Consider the following 17,249-nt stretch of genomic DNA (forward strand, 5'->3'; position numbering starts at 1 on the left):
CTCCTGACAGGGGATGAGCCCAACGGTAGTGTTACTGGCGCAGCGCCGTCACCGGGGTCACCGTGGCGCCGCAAGCCCGCACCAGTTCAGCATCGTGGCTGGCAAACAACACGACGCGGTCTTGGGACCAGACCTTGAATTGATCCGCCAACACGGCGCGGGCCTGCGCATCCAGCCCGTTGCTGGGGCCGTCCGCGACGATGACCGCCGGATCGCCCAGCGCGGCAGCCGTCAGAAAGACCTTGCGGCGCGTGCCCGTCGACATCTGTTCGAACCGTTTGTCCAGGTGGGGTTCCAGCCCCAGCCGGTAGGCCAGATCCAGCACAGCGTCGTTCAGCGGCGCATTCTTTTCCAGGGCGACGTGTTCCAGCAGCCCGCGCCCCGTTTGGGAAGGAAAAGCCAGGCAATCGTCCGGCACATAGGCCAGCCGTGCTTTAGCCTGTCGTGGCGTGCGGGCCAGGGAATGCCCGTCGATCCAGACGTCTCCCGCATCCGGCGCGATGGCGCCTGCGATGATACCCAGCAGGCTGGATTTGCCTGTGCTGTCTTCCTCGCAGAGCGCGACACACCCAGGCGAAAACGTATGGGTCAGGCCCTGAAACACGAGGTGGTCGCCGTAGCGCTTGCTGAGTCGATCGATGTGTAGCATGCCGTCAGTGTACTCATTAGAAGGCTGGATGGATGCTCAGCGCCAGCATGGACGACAGCTGGCAGAGCGGCCTGCCGCAGCTTTGCTGCAAAGCATTGAAAGCATCCTGCACGGCCTGCAGATCGCGCTGGTTGGTCGGTTCCCGGGCGATGACGCCTGCCGCCACCAGGCGTGCGACCACGTGACTGGTCAACAAGAAAGTGTCTTTGCCTGCCAGGCGCAGGAACCCGGCCGCCGAACGCCCGCCCAGGCGCGCGCCGCGTTTGGCAAGCAGGCGCCACAGGCCAATGATGTCGGGAACCGGCCAGCCGGCGATGAATGTGCCAAAGCTGGCGCCCTGTTCCTGGCGAACATCCAGAATGAACTGGGCATTCCGGGGGATGGTCCTTAATTTGGCGCGGTCACGGATGATTTGACGATTTTGCATGTGCCGCTCGATGTCCGCGTCGTTCAGCAATGCCATGGTCTCGGGCACAAAGCCCGAAAAGGCGGCCTCGAAGGCGGGCCACTTCGCGTCGATCACCGAATGCTGCATGCCCGCCTGGAATATCCGCTGCGTCATCGCCGACAGGTACCGGTCGTCGCCTTTGCGCGTCAATTCTTCAGGCGTGAGCGCCTGGGGCAGGAAAGCCTCCATGGCGTCGTCGGAATCAAAACGGGCACGCACCGTGTCGTAGAGCCACTGATAAGTCAAATCCACTGTCGTTTCCCTGAATTCGCGGGCATGATCCCGTGCGCGCCTGGCGATGCTGCTTCGCCACTGGTTCAATTCTACAATCGGAGAGGTGGATCGCACCCCTTGGCCCAGGTATTCGTCCCGGTAGATCAAGCAGGTGATCAGTTGCCTTAGGCATGCGCCACGACTGATTCATATAGACTAGCGGACCCATATAAATTAGTATGTAAAAATCAATTTATGATATTTATACACTATGTCAGTTCTTTATTCCCCGACCGACAAAGGCTTTGATTCTCGTCTAGAGGCAATCGATCGCTGCCAGATCAGTCTGTTGCGCGAACTCGTCGGCCAGCAGGGTGGCCGACTGATCCTCAAGGGGGGCATGGCCATGCGGGCAGCGTTCGGCAGCCTGCGGCTTACCAAGGACATAGACTTTGATCGGGATCCCAGCCTCAGCCAGGCCGCCCTGAAGAAGGGATTGCGGAACAATCTGATCCGGGCGGCTACGACGGCAGGTATCAGATCTCCTCAGGCTGAAATCACCAAGGATACCAAGACCACCGTCCGAGCCCGGCTGCAAGGTATCGTTGGACATGGGACAGACATTCGCTTCGATGTCGAAGTGTCGGGACGCAGCACACCAACCAGAGAGAACGTGCGGGTGGAAATCGTCAGCCCGCCGTTGCAGTACGCCATGGCACCGTTTCCGGTCACCACCTACACCAACGAAGCATTGACTGTGATGAAAATCGCTGCGGCTTTATCGGAACAGCGTCACGCGCCCCGGGACCTGTACGATTTGCGGGATCTCGTCCGGGCCGGAGTAGATCCGACAGATCTACTTTCGCAACAGGACTCCGAACTGATCCAGGACTTCTCCAATAGAGCGTTAGGCAAACTAGAGATGCTTTCCTATGCTTTAGCTCGGCAGGAACTGTTGCCTTATTTACCAGAAGAAGAACGCCGCACCTTGACCGAGGAAGCGTGGCTCGAGACCACGCTTGCGGTGGCCGATCGTATTGTGGAATGGTGTGAGGCCGCCATGCGGCGCCCATGATGACGGAAAGGCAATCACCATGAAATCGGACTGGAAAGTGAATGCGGAGCGCCTGCTGATGTCAGCCGACAGCCCGCCGGTCCTGACAACCGCCATGCTGCATGCGCTGGTGACGACGGAGCATAACCGTGCACCCTCGACAGCCACCTTTAGCCGCTGGTTGGCCGAAATGGCTCGCCCAGGCAAACTGCAACAGGTAATCAAGGGGGTCTATTTGAACCGGCTAGGCCATCGCGACATCAGTCCAGCCGCCGCTTCCCACTGGGTACGGAGCCGTAGTGTGGTCAGTCTGTCCTGGGTGCTGGAGCAAGAACACGTCACCAACAACTTCGGAGACACCATCACCTGCGTCATCCCGATCGAGCAGGGCTGGCCGAACCCTCAGATCGGCGACAGGCGCACGGCCGCTGGCACATTCCGCTTTTTCGCCATGCCAGCGCATCTAGTGGATGAGCGAGCGGGCAGATTGAACGACATCCGCGATTTGCGGTTCAACTATCCCAGAACCACGCTGGAAAAGGCGTTGCTGGACTGGATTTACCTTGGCGCTTCAGGGCGCAGCCGACTGACGCGCCCACCGTTCGACCTGGATCTGGCTGCGTTGAATCGCCGCCGACTATCCCGGATCGCCAAGGCGATGGGCCTGTCCTCGCTGCTGAATGATTGGGTCAGGCAGTATGAAGCCTATCAAGCGGATAAGGATGTTCGTGAAAACTCAGCCACGAGACTGAAGATCTGATCCCGGCTCAGCTTCGAAACGAGGTTTTTTCTCAGCCTGCCACAGGTCGTACTGGGCCTGCATGTTAACAATATGCGGTCGCCACAGGGGCAGTTGACCATGTTCAATCGAAGGCAAACAATACTCTCACAATCTGTCCGAGGGGCTTCCAAATGATGACCGTTTTTCTGATCTGGATCCTGATCGGCATCGTCATCGGGCTGGTATACATTCCCTACCGCATCCCGGTGGACGACCTGGTCATGGGCAGCATGTAGGTAATTAAACGAGACCGATGCGATCGGCAGTAAGCCGAATGACGGGGTGGCTACCGGTTGCCTCGGCGTAGCGCGTGAGTGTGCGCATGGACGGCAGGGCGCGGCCGCTTTCCAGTCGCGCTATCGTCGACTGTGTCGTGTGCATCTTTGCCGCCAATTGATCCTGCGTCAGGCCAGCGAGTACGCGTGCGGCGATCAATTCCCGAGCAATGGCAAATTCCGGCGCCAGTGCGTCATACTCGGTGCGGGTCTCAGGATCGGCCAGCCTCTGAGCCTTGAGTCGGTCTAGGTCTTTCATAATTCAATCTCTCGTAGCCGGTTCAGGGCGGTATTGATAGCCTTGCGCGGTGTCTTAGGTGTCTTCTTCACGAATATATGCAGCACCATCAGCACTTGGCCGGTACGGGCCACATACATGCAGAAATTTAGCTCGGGTGTCAGCGGATAACGCTATCAACTCCGGTTCCGCTGCGGGAATCACCTTTACATGCCACGTTATCATTCTATCTCTTTTATGCTATGTTTTGTGGATGCCCTATCCGTTGTTCATGGCCCCCGGTTGTCGTCGCTCACCGAAGGACGGCTAAACGATCACGTGACTATCATGATCGTCGGTAACCATTGGCGGCCTGCCATGATGGCGGCGCATCCGGTAATGGAACGCTGTCATTGTGGATGCCGCTTCTCAAGCCAACCAGAGGGGAAAAGTACGAAGGGACAAAAGGGTCGCTCGGCTCTCGGCCCGTACCTACGGACTACATCAGCAATCCTTGCCCGAGTATTCCGATGATCATGACCACCGCTTCCGGCGCTCATGACTAGTACGTTCCAGCAGGGTTAAACTGCCCCCGGGCCTGTCACAGAATGTAGGTTATCGACGAGACCGATGAGATCGGCAAAGCCACCAAAATATCGGCTTATCCGGAAATCAGTCGCAACGCTGCCTGCGGAAGCTGATTGGCCTGAGTCAACGCAGCCACGCCTGCCTGCTGCAGGATCTGGGCACGCGTCATGTTCGACACCTCCACCGCATAATCGGCGTCCTGGATGCGCGAACGAGCGGCGGTCAGATCCGCCCCCGTGCCCGCATTTTGCTGGACGATCGATTCCATCCGGTTATCCAGCGCCCCCCATTCGCCGCGTTTCTGGTCCACCCTTTCGATGGCGCGATCAATGGTGGCGAGAGGATCCGGCGGCGTGCGCAGGCGCTGGGCAATGTCGGCCTCGTACAGCGTGATCACTGTCTTGTCAGCCGCCGCATTGCTGGAAACCGTAAACGGATAGTAGGTCGTCCCGTCCAACCGGGTCTTGTACATTGGATAGTACAGATAGACCTCGCCCATGCCATTGACCGTCTGCAGCATATACTGGCCCTGCTGATTTGCCACAACCTTTGCCGATTTATAAGCTGGATAGCCGCCGGAGGAACCATCCAGGCGAAACTCATACCCCCCCTTTCCATCATCCCGCATGACGTCGGCGATCACCCACCCATCCACATCGACATAATTGACCTGTACATTATTGTTCGACGGCTTCAAATAGGCCGTGGTCGTGCCGCTAACATACTGTTCATCACTGACCGAGATCGTCCGGCTGCGGTCAGACACGACCGTGACCTTGTCTTGCGCGCCCCCCGTGGTAATCGTGACATCCGCCTTGTAGTAGGCGTACTGACCGGACAACAGCTTTTCCTCAACGAAATAGTATCCGCCCAGATGCACCAGATTCATGTCCGGGTTGCCCACCTGATCCGTGCCATCCAGGCTCATCGTATAGGCCGCAGTCGCCAGGGATACCGCCGGCGCGGCCTGCAGCGGCTGCGACACGGGCCCCGGTAACGAGGCTTTGTCAATCGAAACACCGGTCTTGGCCTGAGCCGTGATCTGATGCTGATCGCCATGAATGGTGAGCTCGGCCTCACGGTAATAGGTAGTGCCTGAGACCTGATGCTGGATCCAGTATTTTCCGCCCGCGGTCACCACCGCGGCGCCGGACAGCGACAAGGCCCCACCGCCCTGGTCCAGATACTGCCAGCTGCTGATCGATTCCTGCACTGTAGCGGCCACGACCGCGCTATCCACACCGAGCGTCACCGCACTCTTTCGAGTGTCCGTATCGTAGGATGCGTTGATACGCACTTCCTGCAGGCGCCCGCCATTGCCATCCAGTTGCACCACTTGGCGACTGCTGGGTTGCGACATGCGCACCACATTGGGATTGTTGGTGGGCGGCACATAGCTGACGGATGTCCGGGCCGCATCATCCAGATCGATCCGATAAGAACTGCCCGCCAGCGTCGAAACCGGCGTGATCCGGCCAGGGAGTCCCTGCACAGTCAGATCCAGCAAGCCGAGCTCTCGCACACTAAACCCCGGTGGACGCATGTCGAGGGCAAGCTGATCGCCGTCGTCAGCCCCTACCTGTAGGGCGCGCTGCCCGGCGGTGCCATCCAGCAAGGAAATCCCATTGAACGAGGCCGATTGATTCAAGCGCTCGATCTCTTTGAGATTCATGTTGATCTCCGCCTGAATCGCATCCCCCGCGTCACCCGCATACTGCCCGCTCAGTCCCTGAACCGACAGTTCCCGAATCCGCTGCAGCCTGGCATTGATCTCTCCCAAGGCCCCCTGCGCCGTTTGGGACAAGGAAATGCCGTCATTCACATTGCGAGAGGCCTGCGTTAGCCCCTGAATCTGGGATGTCATGCGGTTGGCAATGGCCTGGCCGGCGGCATCGTCCTTGGCGCTGTTGATGCGCAGGCCGGAGGAAAGCCGCTGAATCGCGGCCTGCAAGGCGGAACCCGAGTTTTCCAGGTGGTGCTGGGCCGTCAAGCCGGGCAAGTTGGAGCGAACAGTCAGCATCGATACACAGGGTTATGGTTTGTTATCCATGAGCAGTCAGCCTGTTTAACGGCCGCTGTCAGCAAAAATTAAGGGAAAAAAAGCCCCACTTCCGTTGCCGGAGTGGGGCTTTCCTGCTGTGCAGCCTCTATACCATCAACAATGGCGGAAAGGCTGTTGACGATGTGCCGATTAACGCAGCAGCGTCAGCATGGTCTGCGGGGCCTGGTTGGCCTGCGCCAGCACGGCGGTACCGGCTTGTTGCAGGATCTGGCCGCGCGTCATGTTGGAGACTTCGGTCGCGTAGTCGGCGTCTTCGATACGCGAACGGGCCGCCGACAGGTTGGTGACGGTATTGTTCAGGTTCGAAATGGCGGATTCGAACCGGTTCTGTACGGCACCCAGCTGGCTGCGCAGGGAATCAACGCTAGCGATTGCGCTATCGACCGTAGCCAGCATATTGCCGGTGCGGCCACTGCGCAGGTCCGACAACGCCATGGTATCCGTCTTCAGCGAGAAGGTGGCGGTTGCGGTGCTGGTGACGGCGTCTTGCGGGTTGAGCGCGACGTAGAAATCCGCAGAAGTTCCGCTGGCGACAGTCAGACCATTGTTGGCCAGGTTGGTCGACTCTTGGGCGCTTGATGGTTGAATAGTCACTTTGGCGAACCAGTTGCCATTCGAGTCAACGAGTGCATTCCCACCGACAGTGACGCTGCCGTTGGCAACACCCAGACGCCCGGCCAAAGTGTTCGCAGTTGCTTCGGAAACCGCAGAACCGGTGACACTGGTGGTAGCACCGTAGGCCTTCTGGAAATCGGCAGCGGCGGCATTGGCAGTCGTGCCGGCGGGGCCGGTGACATTGAACGTCGACAGGCCGAGTGCCTTGCTGTCAATCTTCTTCAGATTGATGTTGATGGTTTCATTGTCATTGGCACCAACCTGGACGGTCAGCTTTTGGTCGCTGGCCAGCACCTTGACGCTGTTGAATTGCGTCTGCCCCGACACACGATTGACTTCATCCAACCGCTGATTGATTTCATCCTGGATGGACTTCAGGTCGCTGGCGGAGTTGGTCCCGTTGGCAGCCTGCACGGAAAGCTGACGAATCCGCTGCAGGTTGTTATTGATTTCGTTCAACGCACCTTCTGTTGTCTGGGCGATGGAGATGCCATCGTTGGCATTGCGGCCGGCTTGCGTCAGGCCGTTGATGTTTGCGGTGAAGCGGTTGGCGATGGCCTGGCCGGCGGCGTCGTCCTTGGCGCTGTTAATGCGCAGACCGGAGGACAGGCGCTGGATGGCGGAACCCAGTGCGGACTGGGACTTGGCCAGGTTGTTCTGGGAGACCAGAGCAAGGTAGTTGGTGTTGATAACAGCCATGAAAGACTCCTAAGTGGTTCGGCGAAGATCCGCCCTTGTTGCCCAGGATGACAAACCGAGTGACCTCCTGTTCCACCTGGTTAACGGCAAGAGGGCTCTCAACTTTAGGGATCTACAAAAAAATCATCCTGAACCTAATGACCGGCTGGGCAAGCCGCAGCCACCGTCAACTGGCAGGCGCGGCGGGCGCCGTCAGCCGCGCCCTGCCCAACCGGCAAACATCTGCGTGTAAGCGCCCTCGACACGACCAACAAACCCCTGGGTATCCGCCAGGTCACTGGAGTTCACTTCATCGATCAACCCGGCCTTGTTGAAGAATTTATCCGCCATTATCTTATCCGCAAGAGACACCGCCTTCTCTATGTATTTTTCCTCGGTGTCGGCCACCCATTCCGGATGACCGACACTGGTCAGGACCGATGCCCCGATGCGGCCAACACTGGGCCTGTCAGCCAGCGTGATAAAAGGCACACCCATATACAGCATGTCGAACAGGGTCGTTCCTGAATTATGGGGAAAACAATCTAGGCCGATGTCGGCCTTTGCAAGTGACGGCCAGGGCGGCGTGGCAAATCCCATATAAATCCGATCCGAAGAAATTCCGAACCCTAGAAACCTTAACCGTATGTCATCGCAAACCCCTGCGCTCCCAAAGTCCATGCTGTTGAGCACCAGCCTGGACCCGGGCACCTGACTCAATATGCTTGCCCAGCAACGAATGACCCTATCGTTCATTCTAATCACTCTGGAAAGGCTGATAAAGGTAATGATCTTATTTGACACCTGCGCAATCTGATCTTCCCGCTGATCCTGAAGAAATTCATTGGGAATTCCAGGCCTGTATGTTGCCCACGTTCCCTTAAGTTTCCAAACCTTTTCCGCAAACAGGGCCTCGAAACCTTGCGGGCACAGCACTTCATTGGCCAAATAATAATCAATGGCAGACAGGCCAGTCGTATAACCAAACCCCAGCCACGACACGGAAACAGGGGCAGGCTTCAGTGCAAACACGCCCAGTCTATTTCCCGCCGTGTGTCCTGCCAGGTCAACGAGTATATCTATTTCGTCATTTCTGACCATATCGGCAACCTGATTATCCTTTAGATTATATATGTTCCTCCAGTGATCAGATAACGACCTGAAAATTCCCGTATGGCCATCCTCAATACTCACGTTGGAATATGAATATATGACAAAGCGATCTCTATCATGATATTTATAAAGCGGATTGATGAATTTCGCGACCGCATGATCCTTGAAGTCTGGAGACACATATCCAATCCTTATCTTACGACCGGTATCTTGTTTGTTGCCATGCGGTCTTTGATAGGCATATATTTTACGGAAGAATTCATTTTCAAAATTTTGATAAATCTTGAAAATTTGATCCGCACTCATGTCATGAGCATAATTAACCATGAAGAGCAAATTATTATAAGCCAATATTTTGGCTTCTCTGGCCAGCCTTTTATTTCCTATGATACCTTGGCATATGGCAATGCCCTCCTTTGCTTTGCCAAGCTGAGAATACAGAGACGCCAAATTGACAATCAAAGAAACAGATTCACTGTCTTTTTCCAATCCATCCTTGAAATATCTTTCCGCAGCTTCTATCATCAACGCATGGCGACACGCGACCCCCAGTGCATTATATAAATAGTCCGGAGACCGCTCTTTATACAAAATCGGTCTGGAAATACGCAAAGCCTCTATTGCATTTCCTTTAACCGCAATAACAAGAACGATGGACGGATAAAGATCAGGATCGGATGAAACCCTATCCCTTGAACGAAATGCAATGGACAATGCTTCATCATATTTTCCCTGATAAGCAAGACATCGGATAAGAATGGATAGGGGTCTGGCAAGCTCGGGGAGCTTTTTGCACAGTTGCTTTGCGAGCAATTCAGCCTTTGCATGATCGGCTGCCACAAACATGCTTTCCAAGTCCGCCAGTTGCTTGTATTGTCCCGAAGAGACTTTAATCTTCCTTTCATGGTTCAGTTGCCCGCGCAAGCTGCCGTGTATGTACATATGCAACAGGTACATCACCCAGCACCCATCAGCGCCGTCCTTATCCGACAGGATTCTATCCAGCAAGATAAGCCAGCAGTCTGTGCGACGCGATAACAAAGCCAGTTTATTCAGTTTTCGAAGTAATTCATAAGCGATGCTTGAATCGGAAACGATCAGATCGGAAAAGTCATTTTCCTTATCTATTCTTGCAATATCATCTACATCCTCGTGAGATTGATCAAAATTTACTCTATTAAGGAGCAAAATCTCTAAAAACGCCAGCGAAAGATGAACAGGATTGCCCCACGAGTCCAGTATATCCGCGTGAAACTGCTTGACTTGATCGTCACCTTCTGATCCGCGCGAAGCGTGCAGCTCTGATATTAACTCAGGTAGCGGGAAAACCCCTTCGGGATTGCTTGACGGGTCCGCATCGCCATCCATGCAATAGTTCAATGCACCGGCATCGAATTGCTCGGATATGATCGATAAGACTGCATCGGATGAAAGCTGACACAACGTCTGCAGATCTTTGACGCTTAGACTGGATGGCCAACTAGCAGCCAGCATATCGAGAATATGAGCAGAATCCTCATTTTTGATCTTCTGCTGTCTTCCTTGATTATTCTGATAAATCTGACCTTCGTAGACAGGCGCCCAATCCATGGGTTCCCAGCATCCAGCCCAACGAAGATCTGCTAATTTACTGATTTCGGGAGAAGCACAGGGATTTATTTCACGCTCTACATGGGTCAGCAGCGTGTGCCGCCATAGCCTCGCGGTTGAAAAGTCCAGATACTGCTGACGAATGATGTCGGACTGACCTAGTGTCAGCAGGCTATTTGACGTATTTATCGATATGCCCCAATTTTTTGCCATGCCCAGGTGTGGGTGGCCATCCCCGATGCAAGCCAGTCCAGCCTGATTGGCAGCTTGGGCAAACTCCACATGATATCGTCCTAGAGCATCAGGACTGCCCATGATGATGGGCAGATAGCCTCGTTCGATTTTCCGGCGAAAGTATTCCGCGGCAACCTGCAAACTTAATCCTAGACTATCTGCGCTTGAATCAAAATTATCGAAGAGACTCAACGCCGTCAGCGCCTGTGCTTTCTGATCATCCTCATGACTACCCAGGTGATCCCGCAAATGCAATAGCAAGGCGTCCCTTACGATTTCGAGACTCTTTGCCCCCGGGAATGTCGGATAACCGACACAAGCGAGGCCGCCAGGTTCCAGAAGCGCCTTGCAACGATTCAGAAGATCCTGTGCGACCTCGGTGGGCAGATAGGCAAGCAAATCGGGGCAGATAATGAAATCGAAACTTCCCAATTCAGGGGTAATCTGATCCCAACTCACAGATACGGCATTATAATTTCTTAAGGAACTTAGTTGAGAAACATCAAGGTATGGCTGACCAATAGCCAAGTCTATGATCTGTGAATCAGGATATGACAGCGCACAGGTTGCCAATAGAGGATTATGGCTAATTCCCAAACTCAGAATTCGTGCCTTATTCAATTCGACGGCATCCACACCGTAAAGGTGCGCTGTGGCCCTTAATTGACTGAGTATGGGCTGTTCAATAGAGGCGCTAAAAAAATTTCCATTAAACAAGGCATCTAACATGATAGGCATAGGAAAAAATTATACGGTTTTGGTCATTTATGACTTGAGCACTCCCACCCAGACGACTGATTCACGCGGCTTCTAGCTTTCTCAAAAACCCGCCTGGTGCCACCGTCACCTGGATCCTGTCCTGCACATCAAGATCAAGCATAAAATCCTCGTGCGTCTCAAGGTATTTTTGTACGGCAGTCTTGGGGCTATTCCCCGGATCCCACGGACGATCCTCAAAAAAGCCCGGCGGCATGTCCTCCACGAAGGTATCGAACACCACGCAATAGCTGCCTGCGCTCACCAACGGCGCATACGCGTTCAGTTCGGCCAGCACGTGATCGTGCGTGTGATTGCTGTCCAGGCACACCATCACCTTCGAATAGCCCACCGCCAAGTTGCGCACGCGCTCGACGGTCTCGCCGGCGACGCTGGAGCCCTCGATCATCTGGATGCGAGAGGCCATCGGATGCCGTTCCATTGCAATCCGGTTGTGTTCTCGGATGTCAATATCGATGCCCAGCACCTTTCTGTTCGAGATCCGCGGATCGAACGACACGCCCGCCTCGATCGCATCGCACATGTCCAGCAGCGCCAGCATCGAGGCGCTCAGCGCCAGCGACCCGCCGTGGGCGATACCCGTCTCGATGATCAGGTCCGGCCTGACCGCCCAGATCAGTTCCTGCATCGCCACCATGTCCTGGGGGTACTGGATGATGGGCCGTCCCATCCAATCGAAGTTGTAGACGTACTTGCGCGCCATGGACTCGCGCAGCCAATCCTGGGATAGGCGCTTGAAATTCTCGTCGCGCCCGTACTGGGCGATACGCTCTGCCCGCTCCTGATGGAACGCGGCAACGGGGTCTTGGTTTGTCATGTGATGAGCCAATGAATGATTTATTGATCGGGAAACTTCCGGAATTCTTCCACCAGACTGGGCACTGCTTCGAGCACCGGCACAGGCTCAAAACCGAACTCCCCGCGGACCCGGGTGATGTCGATCGGTGGAAACCGGTATTCGGGCGCATCTGGCGCGTGTCCAACCGTACAATCGGTTGCGCGCGCCAGCGCGGCGCACCAGCGCTCATGCGTCAGATTGACGCCGCTAGCGACGTTGTAGACAGGAGCTTCCCCGTGCAGGCCAATCCGCATGATCAGCCCGACGGCGTCGCGCAACAGGATGTAGTCCTTCTCGGAACTCGGCGCGCTTTGCAGCAGAATGCGCCCCGAGAGCGCCTCCCGGATCAGTTCCGCATGAAAGTTACGGGAATGCGGATCGAACCCCACGACGTTCGAAAGGCGCGCGATGCGGCAGCGCGGCTTGCCTGAATGCAAGCAGATCGCCTCCCCTGCCAGCTTCGATAGGTTGTAAAGATCGGAAGGATCATGGGGGTTGACGGTCAGCGGCACGTCCTCATGCGCACGATCAGCGCCCGCGTACACGCGCGTCGATGAAAGATAGAGAAAGGACTGGAAGCGATGGCGCTCTAGCAAGTCCAAGAGCAGTGACACGTGCGCCCGCACGGTATCGAAGGGGCGGCTGCGAAAATCGGCTGTCATCCCAATACAATAGAATACGTGCCCCAGGTCTATGGCCAGATCCAGGTGCTCGCCCCTGCCGGGGGCATGAACCTCGTGGCCGGCATCAATCAAGGCCCGCGTCAGCGCTTGGCCGATGAACCCGCTCGCACCGAACACCGTGCAGCGAGTCATGAGCGGCTTCCCAACTGCCGCAAGGGGTTGCCGCCATACACGCCATAAGCCTGCAGGTCACCGCGCACGACGCTGCCCGCGGCGATCACCGCGCCCCGGCGCACGCGCGCACCATCGAGCAGCACGCAATTGGCCCCGATCCAGACATCGTCTTCAATCATGATACCGCCCTTGCCGGGCCGGAATCCCTGGCTGCGAATCAGCCGCTCACGCGACCGGTACTCGTGGTTCACCGGCGCGAAAGTGCAATTGGCCGCGATTGCAACGCTATCCCCGATCACGATCCCGTTGCCGGTGTAGAACACGCATCCCGAGTTGATCACCACATCGGCGCCGACGACCATGTCGCCCGTGCCCCCTGCGGGCTTGACCTTAACAAAGGAATCGACCACCGAGCGGGCTCCGATGACGATCCGTGAGCCCCTGACGGAATCCTCGATGTCGGCTAAGGGAGACACGACTGCAGACGGATCCACATCGATCATGCGACCTCCAGCCGCGGCACCGCCGTCACGAATCGCGCTCCTTGTTCGGCCAGGTACCGATTCTGCTCTCTAACTTCGGCTGCGATGTTCCACGGCAGGATCAGTACGTAATCGGGCCTGCGCTCGACCAGCGCCTGTGGCGCGAGGATCGGAATGTGGCTACCCGGCAGATACCTGCCCTGCTTGGCCGGGGCCGCATCGCACACGAAGGGCAGCAAGTCGGGTTTCACGCCCGCATAGTTCAGCAACGTATTGCCCTTGGCTGCGGCGCCATAGGCCGCCACGGTCTTGCCCAGGCGCTTTTGCTCCAGAAGGAAGCCCAGCAGATCATCCTTGACCCGATCGGCGCGTGCCTGAAAAGCCTGATAAGTGGCCAGATCCAGCAAGCCACTCTCGACTTCCAGGCGCAGTACACGCTCGACACCGGGCCTCTGCTCGATCATCGCTGCAGCATGGCAGCCGTAGATCCGTACGCTGCCGCCGTGCGTGGGCAGCTCCTCGACGTCGTAGATCCGCAGGTCCGCCGCCTCGAAGATACGCTGCACAGCGTGAACGGACAGGTAGGAGAAGTGCTCGTGATAGACCGTGTCGAACTGGTTGTTCTGGATCAGGCGCAGCAGGTGCGGGAACTCCAGCGTGATCGTGCCCTCGGGCTTCAAGGCGGCCGCCAGGCCGCGTGTGAAGTCATTGATGTCGGGCACATGCGCATAGACATTGTTGCCGGCAATCAGATCGGCCGGGCGCCCTTCGTGCGCCAGCCTCTTGCCCAGCGCTTCGCTAAAGAACTCGCGCAGCACCGGCACACCGATCGCCTCGGCTGCGGCCGCCGTGCCGGTCGTGGGCTCAATGCCCAGGCACGGGATGCCAGCGGCAACGAAGTTTGTCAGTAGGTAGCCATCGTTAGAGGCCACTTCGATCACGAAACTCTCGTTTCCCAATCCTAGGCGCTCGGTGATTGTCTGTGCGTAGCGCTGCGCATGAGCCAGCCACCCGCTCGATGTGCTGGAAAAATAGGCATAGTCGGGGCTGAACAATTCATCGGCGCGCGCGTAGTCCTCGGTCTGCACCAGCCAGCACTGGTCGCAAACGCGGACCTTCAGCGGAAAATAGGTCTCAGGCCGATTTAGGTCCTCGGCCTTCAGATAGGCGTTGGAGGGCGGTGCAAAGCCCAAATCCAGGAACGTATGGCGCAGCATCGCGCCGCAATGGCGGCAATTCATAAGTTCAAATCCAGTCCGGTAAATTCCGATGTCAGCCGGGGGTGTGTCTGGTCGCGCCCGGACTGCAGGGTGATCGGCAAAGGCCATTCGATCGCCAGCGACGGGTCGGTGGCCAACAGCCCCGCCTCGGCCTGGGCAGCATAGGGCGCTGTGTGCAGATATAGCAATTCGCAATCGTCAGTGAGCGCCTGGAAGCCGTGCGCGAAGCCCTCCGGAATCAGGAAGGCGCAGCCATTCTCGGCCGATAATTCTACGGCTCGCCATTGCAGGAACGTGGGCGACCCGGCCCGCAGATCCAGCCCCACGTCCCAGATCGCCCCGCGCAGACAGGTGACGAGTTTCATCTCGGCATGCGGCGGGCGTTGAAAATGCAGGCCCCGCACTGTTCCTTGCGACTGGGTTAAGGTGTGGTTGATTTGGGCGATAGATTTATGCCAGCCAGCGGGCGCCAGCTCTTCAGCGCAGAATAGCCTCGACAGGAATCCCCTCTCGTCGCCCATGCGCTGGCGCTGTACGACGCGCAGGCCCTCGATACCGGTCTCGGCGACGGTAAAGCGGCTCATGGCGCTGCGCCCGCTTGCTCGAACGCCTGGATGTCCGCCTCGCACAAGGCGCGGGCATCCGCACCTTCATTCTGAAGGCGGTACCAATTCATCGTCCGCACGATCGATTCTTGCAACCCCCAGCGCGGCTGTACACCCAGCACGGTGCGCGCCCGGGCGATCTCCAGGGCCAGCCAGCCGGCTTCATGCGGCCCTTCCGTGCCGTCGCCCCACTGGATGTCCCCGCTGCCATAGGCATGGCGCGCCCGCTCGATCACCTGACGCACGGTGGCGGCCTCGTGTGTGTGCGGGCCGAAGTTATAGGCGCCCGCCAGCGCCGGCTGCGCCTGCAGGGCCTCGGCCAGGCGCAGGTAGGCGCCAATGGGTTCGAGCACATGCTGCCAGGGCCGGGTCGCGCGCGGGCTGCGAATCTGCACGACCCGGCCAGCCTGCCAGCAACGTGCCGCGTCGGGAATCAGGCGGTCGGCCGCCCAGTCCCCGCCGCCGATCACATTGCCCGCCCGCGCCGAAGCCACCGCCACGCCCTGGGCGGCCAGCCAGGCGTCACGGTAGCTGGCGATCACCAGTTCGCTGGCCGCCTTGCTGGCGCTGTAGGGGTCGTGTCCGCCCAGCGCATCGTCCTCGCGGTAGGGATAGGCCTGCTCCAGATTACGGTAGACTTTGTCGGTCGTCACCATCACGGCGGCGCGCACGCTCTCCAGGCCGCGCAGCGCATCAAGCACGTGGGCCGTGCCCATGACGTTGGTGGCGTAGGTCGCCAGCGGATCCTCATAGCCGGCGCGCACCAGCGCCTGGGCAGCCAGATGAAAAACGATCTCTGGCTTGGCTTGACGAATCTGACCCGCCACGGCGTGCGCATCACGAATGTCAATGAAGTGGCTTTCGCAGCCATCGTCTACCCGAGCTAGGGAATAGAGGTTTCGTTCCTTGGATGGTGGCAATGCTATTCCCGTGACCTGGGCGCCTAGCCGATGCAGCCACAATGCCAGCCAACTGCCCTTGAAGCCCGTATGGCCGGTCAGCAGCACCCGTCGGCCCCGCCAGAAGGCAGGATCCGGATCAACCAAGGCTGGCTTGCCAACCTGCATCACGCCCAGGTCTTCCACGGCGCCTGACCCGACACCCATAGATCCTCCAGCAGATTCTTTTCCCGCAACGTATCCATGGGTTGCCAGAAACCACTGTGTTCAAACGCCATCAACTGGCCGTCACGCGCGAGCGAGGCGAGCGGCTCACCTTCCCAACTGGCCTGGTCGCCTTCGATGCGATCTAGGCACTTGGGCGAGAGCACGAAAAATCCACCATTGATCAATCCGCCATCACCTCGGGGCTTCTCGGTAAAGCCTGCCACCCGTTCGCCGTCGCGATTGAGCGCTCCATAGCGCCCTGGCGGCTGCACCGCCGTCACCGTCGCCAAACGCCCATGCTGTTCGTGGAACTGGATCGAGGCACCAATGTCCACATCGCTCACCCCATCACCGTAGGTAAAACAGAAGGCATCCTCGTCCTTTATATAATCGCGCACCCGCCGCAGACGCCCTCCTGTGAGGGTGCTCTCACCCGTGTCCACCAGCGTCACCCGCCAGGGCTCGGCATGCTGGTGGTGGACTTCCATGCGATTGCTCGTCATGTCGAACGTAACATCTGACATGTGCAGGAAGTAGTTGGCGAAGTACTCCTTGATCACATAGCCCTTGTAGCCGCAGCAGATCACGAAATCTCGGATCCCATGATGCGAATACATTTTCAGGATGTGCCACAGGATGGGCTTGCCCCCGATCTCCACCATCGGCTTGGGCTTCAGGTGGGTTTCCTCGGAAATGCGGGTGCCCAGGCCCCCCGCCAGGATGACTGCTTTCACGACAAGGCTCTTTAAGAAATGAAGTACTGCCAACCGACGAACCTGAATTGGTGCGACGATCACAAGCATTGACTCACAGCTTTATTGAAGTATAGGAAACGCCGGGCTGGCCCAATTCTTTGAACAATGGCCTGGATGGGGTGCCCCAAGCGACCTGACTGTAACCGTCGACG

General features: G+C 57.6%; 16 protein-coding genes. 2 read left to right on the forward strand and 14 right to left on the reverse strand.

Features of this window, described 5'->3' with window-relative positions; translation table 11 throughout:
- Window positions 1-31: 31 nt before the first annotated feature.
- Both ABCV34_RS04520 and ABCV34_RS04525 read right to left on the reverse strand, forming a co-directional pair.
- A complete protein-coding gene (locus tag ABCV34_RS04520) occupies window positions 32-649 on the reverse strand; it encodes an ATP-binding cassette domain-containing protein (protein ID WP_345798028.1) in 618 nt (205 codons plus the stop codon).
- Window positions 650-665: 16 nt separating this feature from the next.
- Window positions 666-1,349: a DNA-3-methyladenine glycosylase I gene (locus ABCV34_RS04525; protein WP_345798029.1), complete on the reverse strand. Its 684-nt coding sequence runs from the start codon at window positions 1,347-1,349 to the stop codon at window positions 666-668.
- A 232-nt stretch (window positions 1,350-1,581) separates the two neighbouring features.
- Between ABCV34_RS04525 and ABCV34_RS04530 the strand changes: the two genes are divergently transcribed.
- Together ABCV34_RS04530 and ABCV34_RS04535 are read left to right on the forward strand one after the other, a co-directional pair.
- The gene (locus ABCV34_RS04530) at window positions 1,582-2,385 is read left to right on the forward strand and encodes a nucleotidyl transferase AbiEii/AbiGii toxin family protein (protein ID WP_345798030.1); all 804 of its coding nucleotides are present in this window, start codon (window positions 1,582-1,584) and stop codon (window positions 2,383-2,385) included.
- 19 nt (window positions 2,386-2,404) lie between these two features.
- On the forward strand, window positions 2,405-3,124 hold the full coding sequence (locus ABCV34_RS04535) for a hypothetical protein (RefSeq protein ID WP_345798031.1): 720 nt from the start codon (window positions 2,405-2,407) through the stop codon (window positions 3,122-3,124).
- 261 nt (window positions 3,125-3,385) lie between these two features.
- On the opposite strand, the gene ABCV34_RS04540 is transcribed toward ABCV34_RS04535, so the two are convergent.
- The 12 genes from ABCV34_RS04540 to rfbF form a co-directional block, all read right to left on the reverse strand.
- Window positions 3,386-3,679: a helix-turn-helix transcriptional regulator gene (locus ABCV34_RS04540; RefSeq protein ID WP_345798032.1), complete on the reverse strand. Its 294-nt coding sequence runs from the start codon at window positions 3,677-3,679 to the stop codon at window positions 3,386-3,388.
- On the reverse strand, window positions 3,676-3,798 hold the full coding sequence (locus tag ABCV34_RS04545) for a type II toxin-antitoxin system RelE/ParE family toxin (protein WP_345798033.1): 123 nt from the start codon (window positions 3,796-3,798) through the stop codon (window positions 3,676-3,678). The genes ABCV34_RS04540 and ABCV34_RS04545 overlap by 4 nt, the downstream gene beginning before the upstream one ends.
- A gap of 500 nt (window positions 3,799-4,298) precedes the next feature.
- Window positions 4,299-6,245: a flagellin gene (locus ABCV34_RS04550; RefSeq protein ID WP_345798034.1), complete on the reverse strand. Its 1,947-nt coding sequence runs from the start codon at window positions 6,243-6,245 to the stop codon at window positions 4,299-4,301.
- Between the two features lie 171 nt (window positions 6,246-6,416).
- Entirely contained in the window at window positions 6,417-7,601 is a 1,185-nt protein-coding gene (locus ABCV34_RS04555) for a FliC/FljB family flagellin (RefSeq protein WP_345798035.1), read from the reverse strand.
- Window positions 7,602-7,793: 192 nt separating this feature from the next.
- Window positions 7,794-11,246, reverse strand: a complete 3,453-nt coding sequence (locus tag ABCV34_RS04560) for a hypothetical protein (protein WP_345798036.1) — start codon at window positions 11,244-11,246, stop codon at window positions 7,794-7,796.
- Between the two features lie 70 nt (window positions 11,247-11,316).
- On the reverse strand, window positions 11,317-12,111 hold the full coding sequence (locus ABCV34_RS04565) for a cephalosporin hydroxylase family protein (protein WP_345798037.1): 795 nt from the start codon (window positions 12,109-12,111) through the stop codon (window positions 11,317-11,319).
- Window positions 12,112-12,131: 20 nt separating this feature from the next.
- Window positions 12,132-12,947 (reverse strand): NAD(P)-dependent oxidoreductase, encoded by an 816-nt coding sequence (locus tag ABCV34_RS04570; protein ID WP_345798038.1) that lies wholly within the window; start codon window positions 12,945-12,947, stop codon window positions 12,132-12,134.
- Complete coding sequence (locus ABCV34_RS04575; protein WP_345798039.1) at window positions 12,944-13,432, reverse strand: acyltransferase; 489 nt, start codon at window positions 13,430-13,432, stop codon at window positions 12,944-12,946. The genes ABCV34_RS04570 and ABCV34_RS04575 overlap by 4 nt, the downstream gene beginning before the upstream one ends.
- Window positions 13,429-14,652, reverse strand: a complete 1,224-nt coding sequence (locus tag ABCV34_RS04580) for a class I SAM-dependent methyltransferase (RefSeq protein ID WP_345798040.1) — start codon at window positions 14,650-14,652, stop codon at window positions 13,429-13,431. The genes ABCV34_RS04575 and ABCV34_RS04580 overlap by 4 nt, the downstream gene beginning before the upstream one ends.
- On the reverse strand, window positions 14,649-15,215 hold the full coding sequence (locus ABCV34_RS04585; RefSeq protein WP_345798041.1) for a dTDP-4-dehydrorhamnose 3,5-epimerase family protein: 567 nt from the start codon (window positions 15,213-15,215) through the stop codon (window positions 14,649-14,651). Before ABCV34_RS04585 ends, ABCV34_RS04580 begins: the two co-directional genes overlap by 4 nt.
- The gene (rfbG, locus tag ABCV34_RS04590) at window positions 15,212-16,342 is read right to left on the reverse strand and encodes a CDP-glucose 4,6-dehydratase (RefSeq protein ID WP_345798042.1); all 1,131 of its coding nucleotides are present in this window, start codon (window positions 16,340-16,342) and stop codon (window positions 15,212-15,214) included. Before rfbG ends, ABCV34_RS04585 begins: the two co-directional genes overlap by 4 nt.
- Complete coding sequence (gene rfbF, locus ABCV34_RS04595) at window positions 16,303-17,076, reverse strand: glucose-1-phosphate cytidylyltransferase (RefSeq protein WP_345798043.1); 774 nt, start codon at window positions 17,074-17,076, stop codon at window positions 16,303-16,305. Before rfbF ends, rfbG begins: the two co-directional genes overlap by 40 nt.
- Window positions 17,077-17,249 lie beyond the last annotated feature (173 nt).

The sequence above is a fragment of the Castellaniella sp. MT123 genome (genome assembly GCF_039614765.1).
Lineage (GTDB): Bacteria > Pseudomonadota > Gammaproteobacteria > Burkholderiales > Burkholderiaceae_B > Castellaniella.

Excerpts from the sequence above, each read along its gene's own strand:
- ABCV34_RS04520 (WP_345798028.1), bottom strand. The coding sequence starts at position 649 with ATGCTACACATCGATCGACTCAGCAAGCGCTACGGCGACCACCTCGTG.
- ABCV34_RS04570 (WP_345798038.1), bottom strand. The coding sequence starts at position 12,947 with ATGACTCGCTGCACGGTGTTCGGTGCGAGCGGGTTCATCGGCCAAGCG.
- ABCV34_RS04585 (WP_345798041.1), bottom strand. The coding sequence starts at position 15,215 with ATGAGCCGCTTTACCGTCGCCGAGACCGGTATCGAGGGCCTGCGCGTC.
- ABCV34_RS04575 (WP_345798039.1), bottom strand. The coding sequence starts at position 13,432 with ATGATCGATGTGGATCCGTCTGCAGTCGTGTCTCCCTTAGCCGACATC.
- ABCV34_RS04535 (WP_345798031.1), top strand. The coding sequence starts at position 2,405 with ATGAAATCGGACTGGAAAGTGAATGCGGAGCGCCTGCTGATGTCAGCC.
- ABCV34_RS04555 (WP_345798035.1), bottom strand. The coding sequence starts at position 7,601 with ATGGCTGTTATCAACACCAACTACCTTGCTCTGGTCTCCCAGAACAAC.
- ABCV34_RS04580 (WP_345798040.1), bottom strand. The coding sequence starts at position 14,652 with ATGAATTGCCGCCATTGCGGCGCGATGCTGCGCCATACGTTCCTGGAT.
- ABCV34_RS04540 (WP_345798032.1), bottom strand. The coding sequence starts at position 3,679 with ATGAAAGACCTAGACCGACTCAAGGCTCAGAGGCTGGCCGATCCTGAG.
- rfbG (WP_345798042.1), bottom strand. The coding sequence starts at position 16,342 with ATGGGTGTCGGGTCAGGCGCCGTGGAAGACCTGGGCGTGATGCAGGTT.
- ABCV34_RS04560 (WP_345798036.1), bottom strand. The coding sequence starts at position 11,246 with ATGTTAGATGCCTTGTTTAATGGAAATTTTTTTAGCGCCTCTATTGAA.
- ABCV34_RS04530 (WP_345798030.1), top strand. The coding sequence starts at position 1,582 with ATGTCAGTTCTTTATTCCCCGACCGACAAAGGCTTTGATTCTCGTCTA.
- ABCV34_RS04545 (WP_345798033.1), bottom strand. The coding sequence starts at position 3,798 with ATGTATGTGGCCCGTACCGGCCAAGTGCTGATGGTGCTGCATATATTC.
- ABCV34_RS04550 (WP_345798034.1), bottom strand. The coding sequence starts at position 6,245 with ATGCTGACTGTTCGCTCCAACTTGCCCGGCTTGACGGCCCAGCACCAC.
- ABCV34_RS04565 (WP_345798037.1), bottom strand. The coding sequence starts at position 12,111 with ATGACAAACCAAGACCCCGTTGCCGCGTTCCATCAGGAGCGGGCAGAG.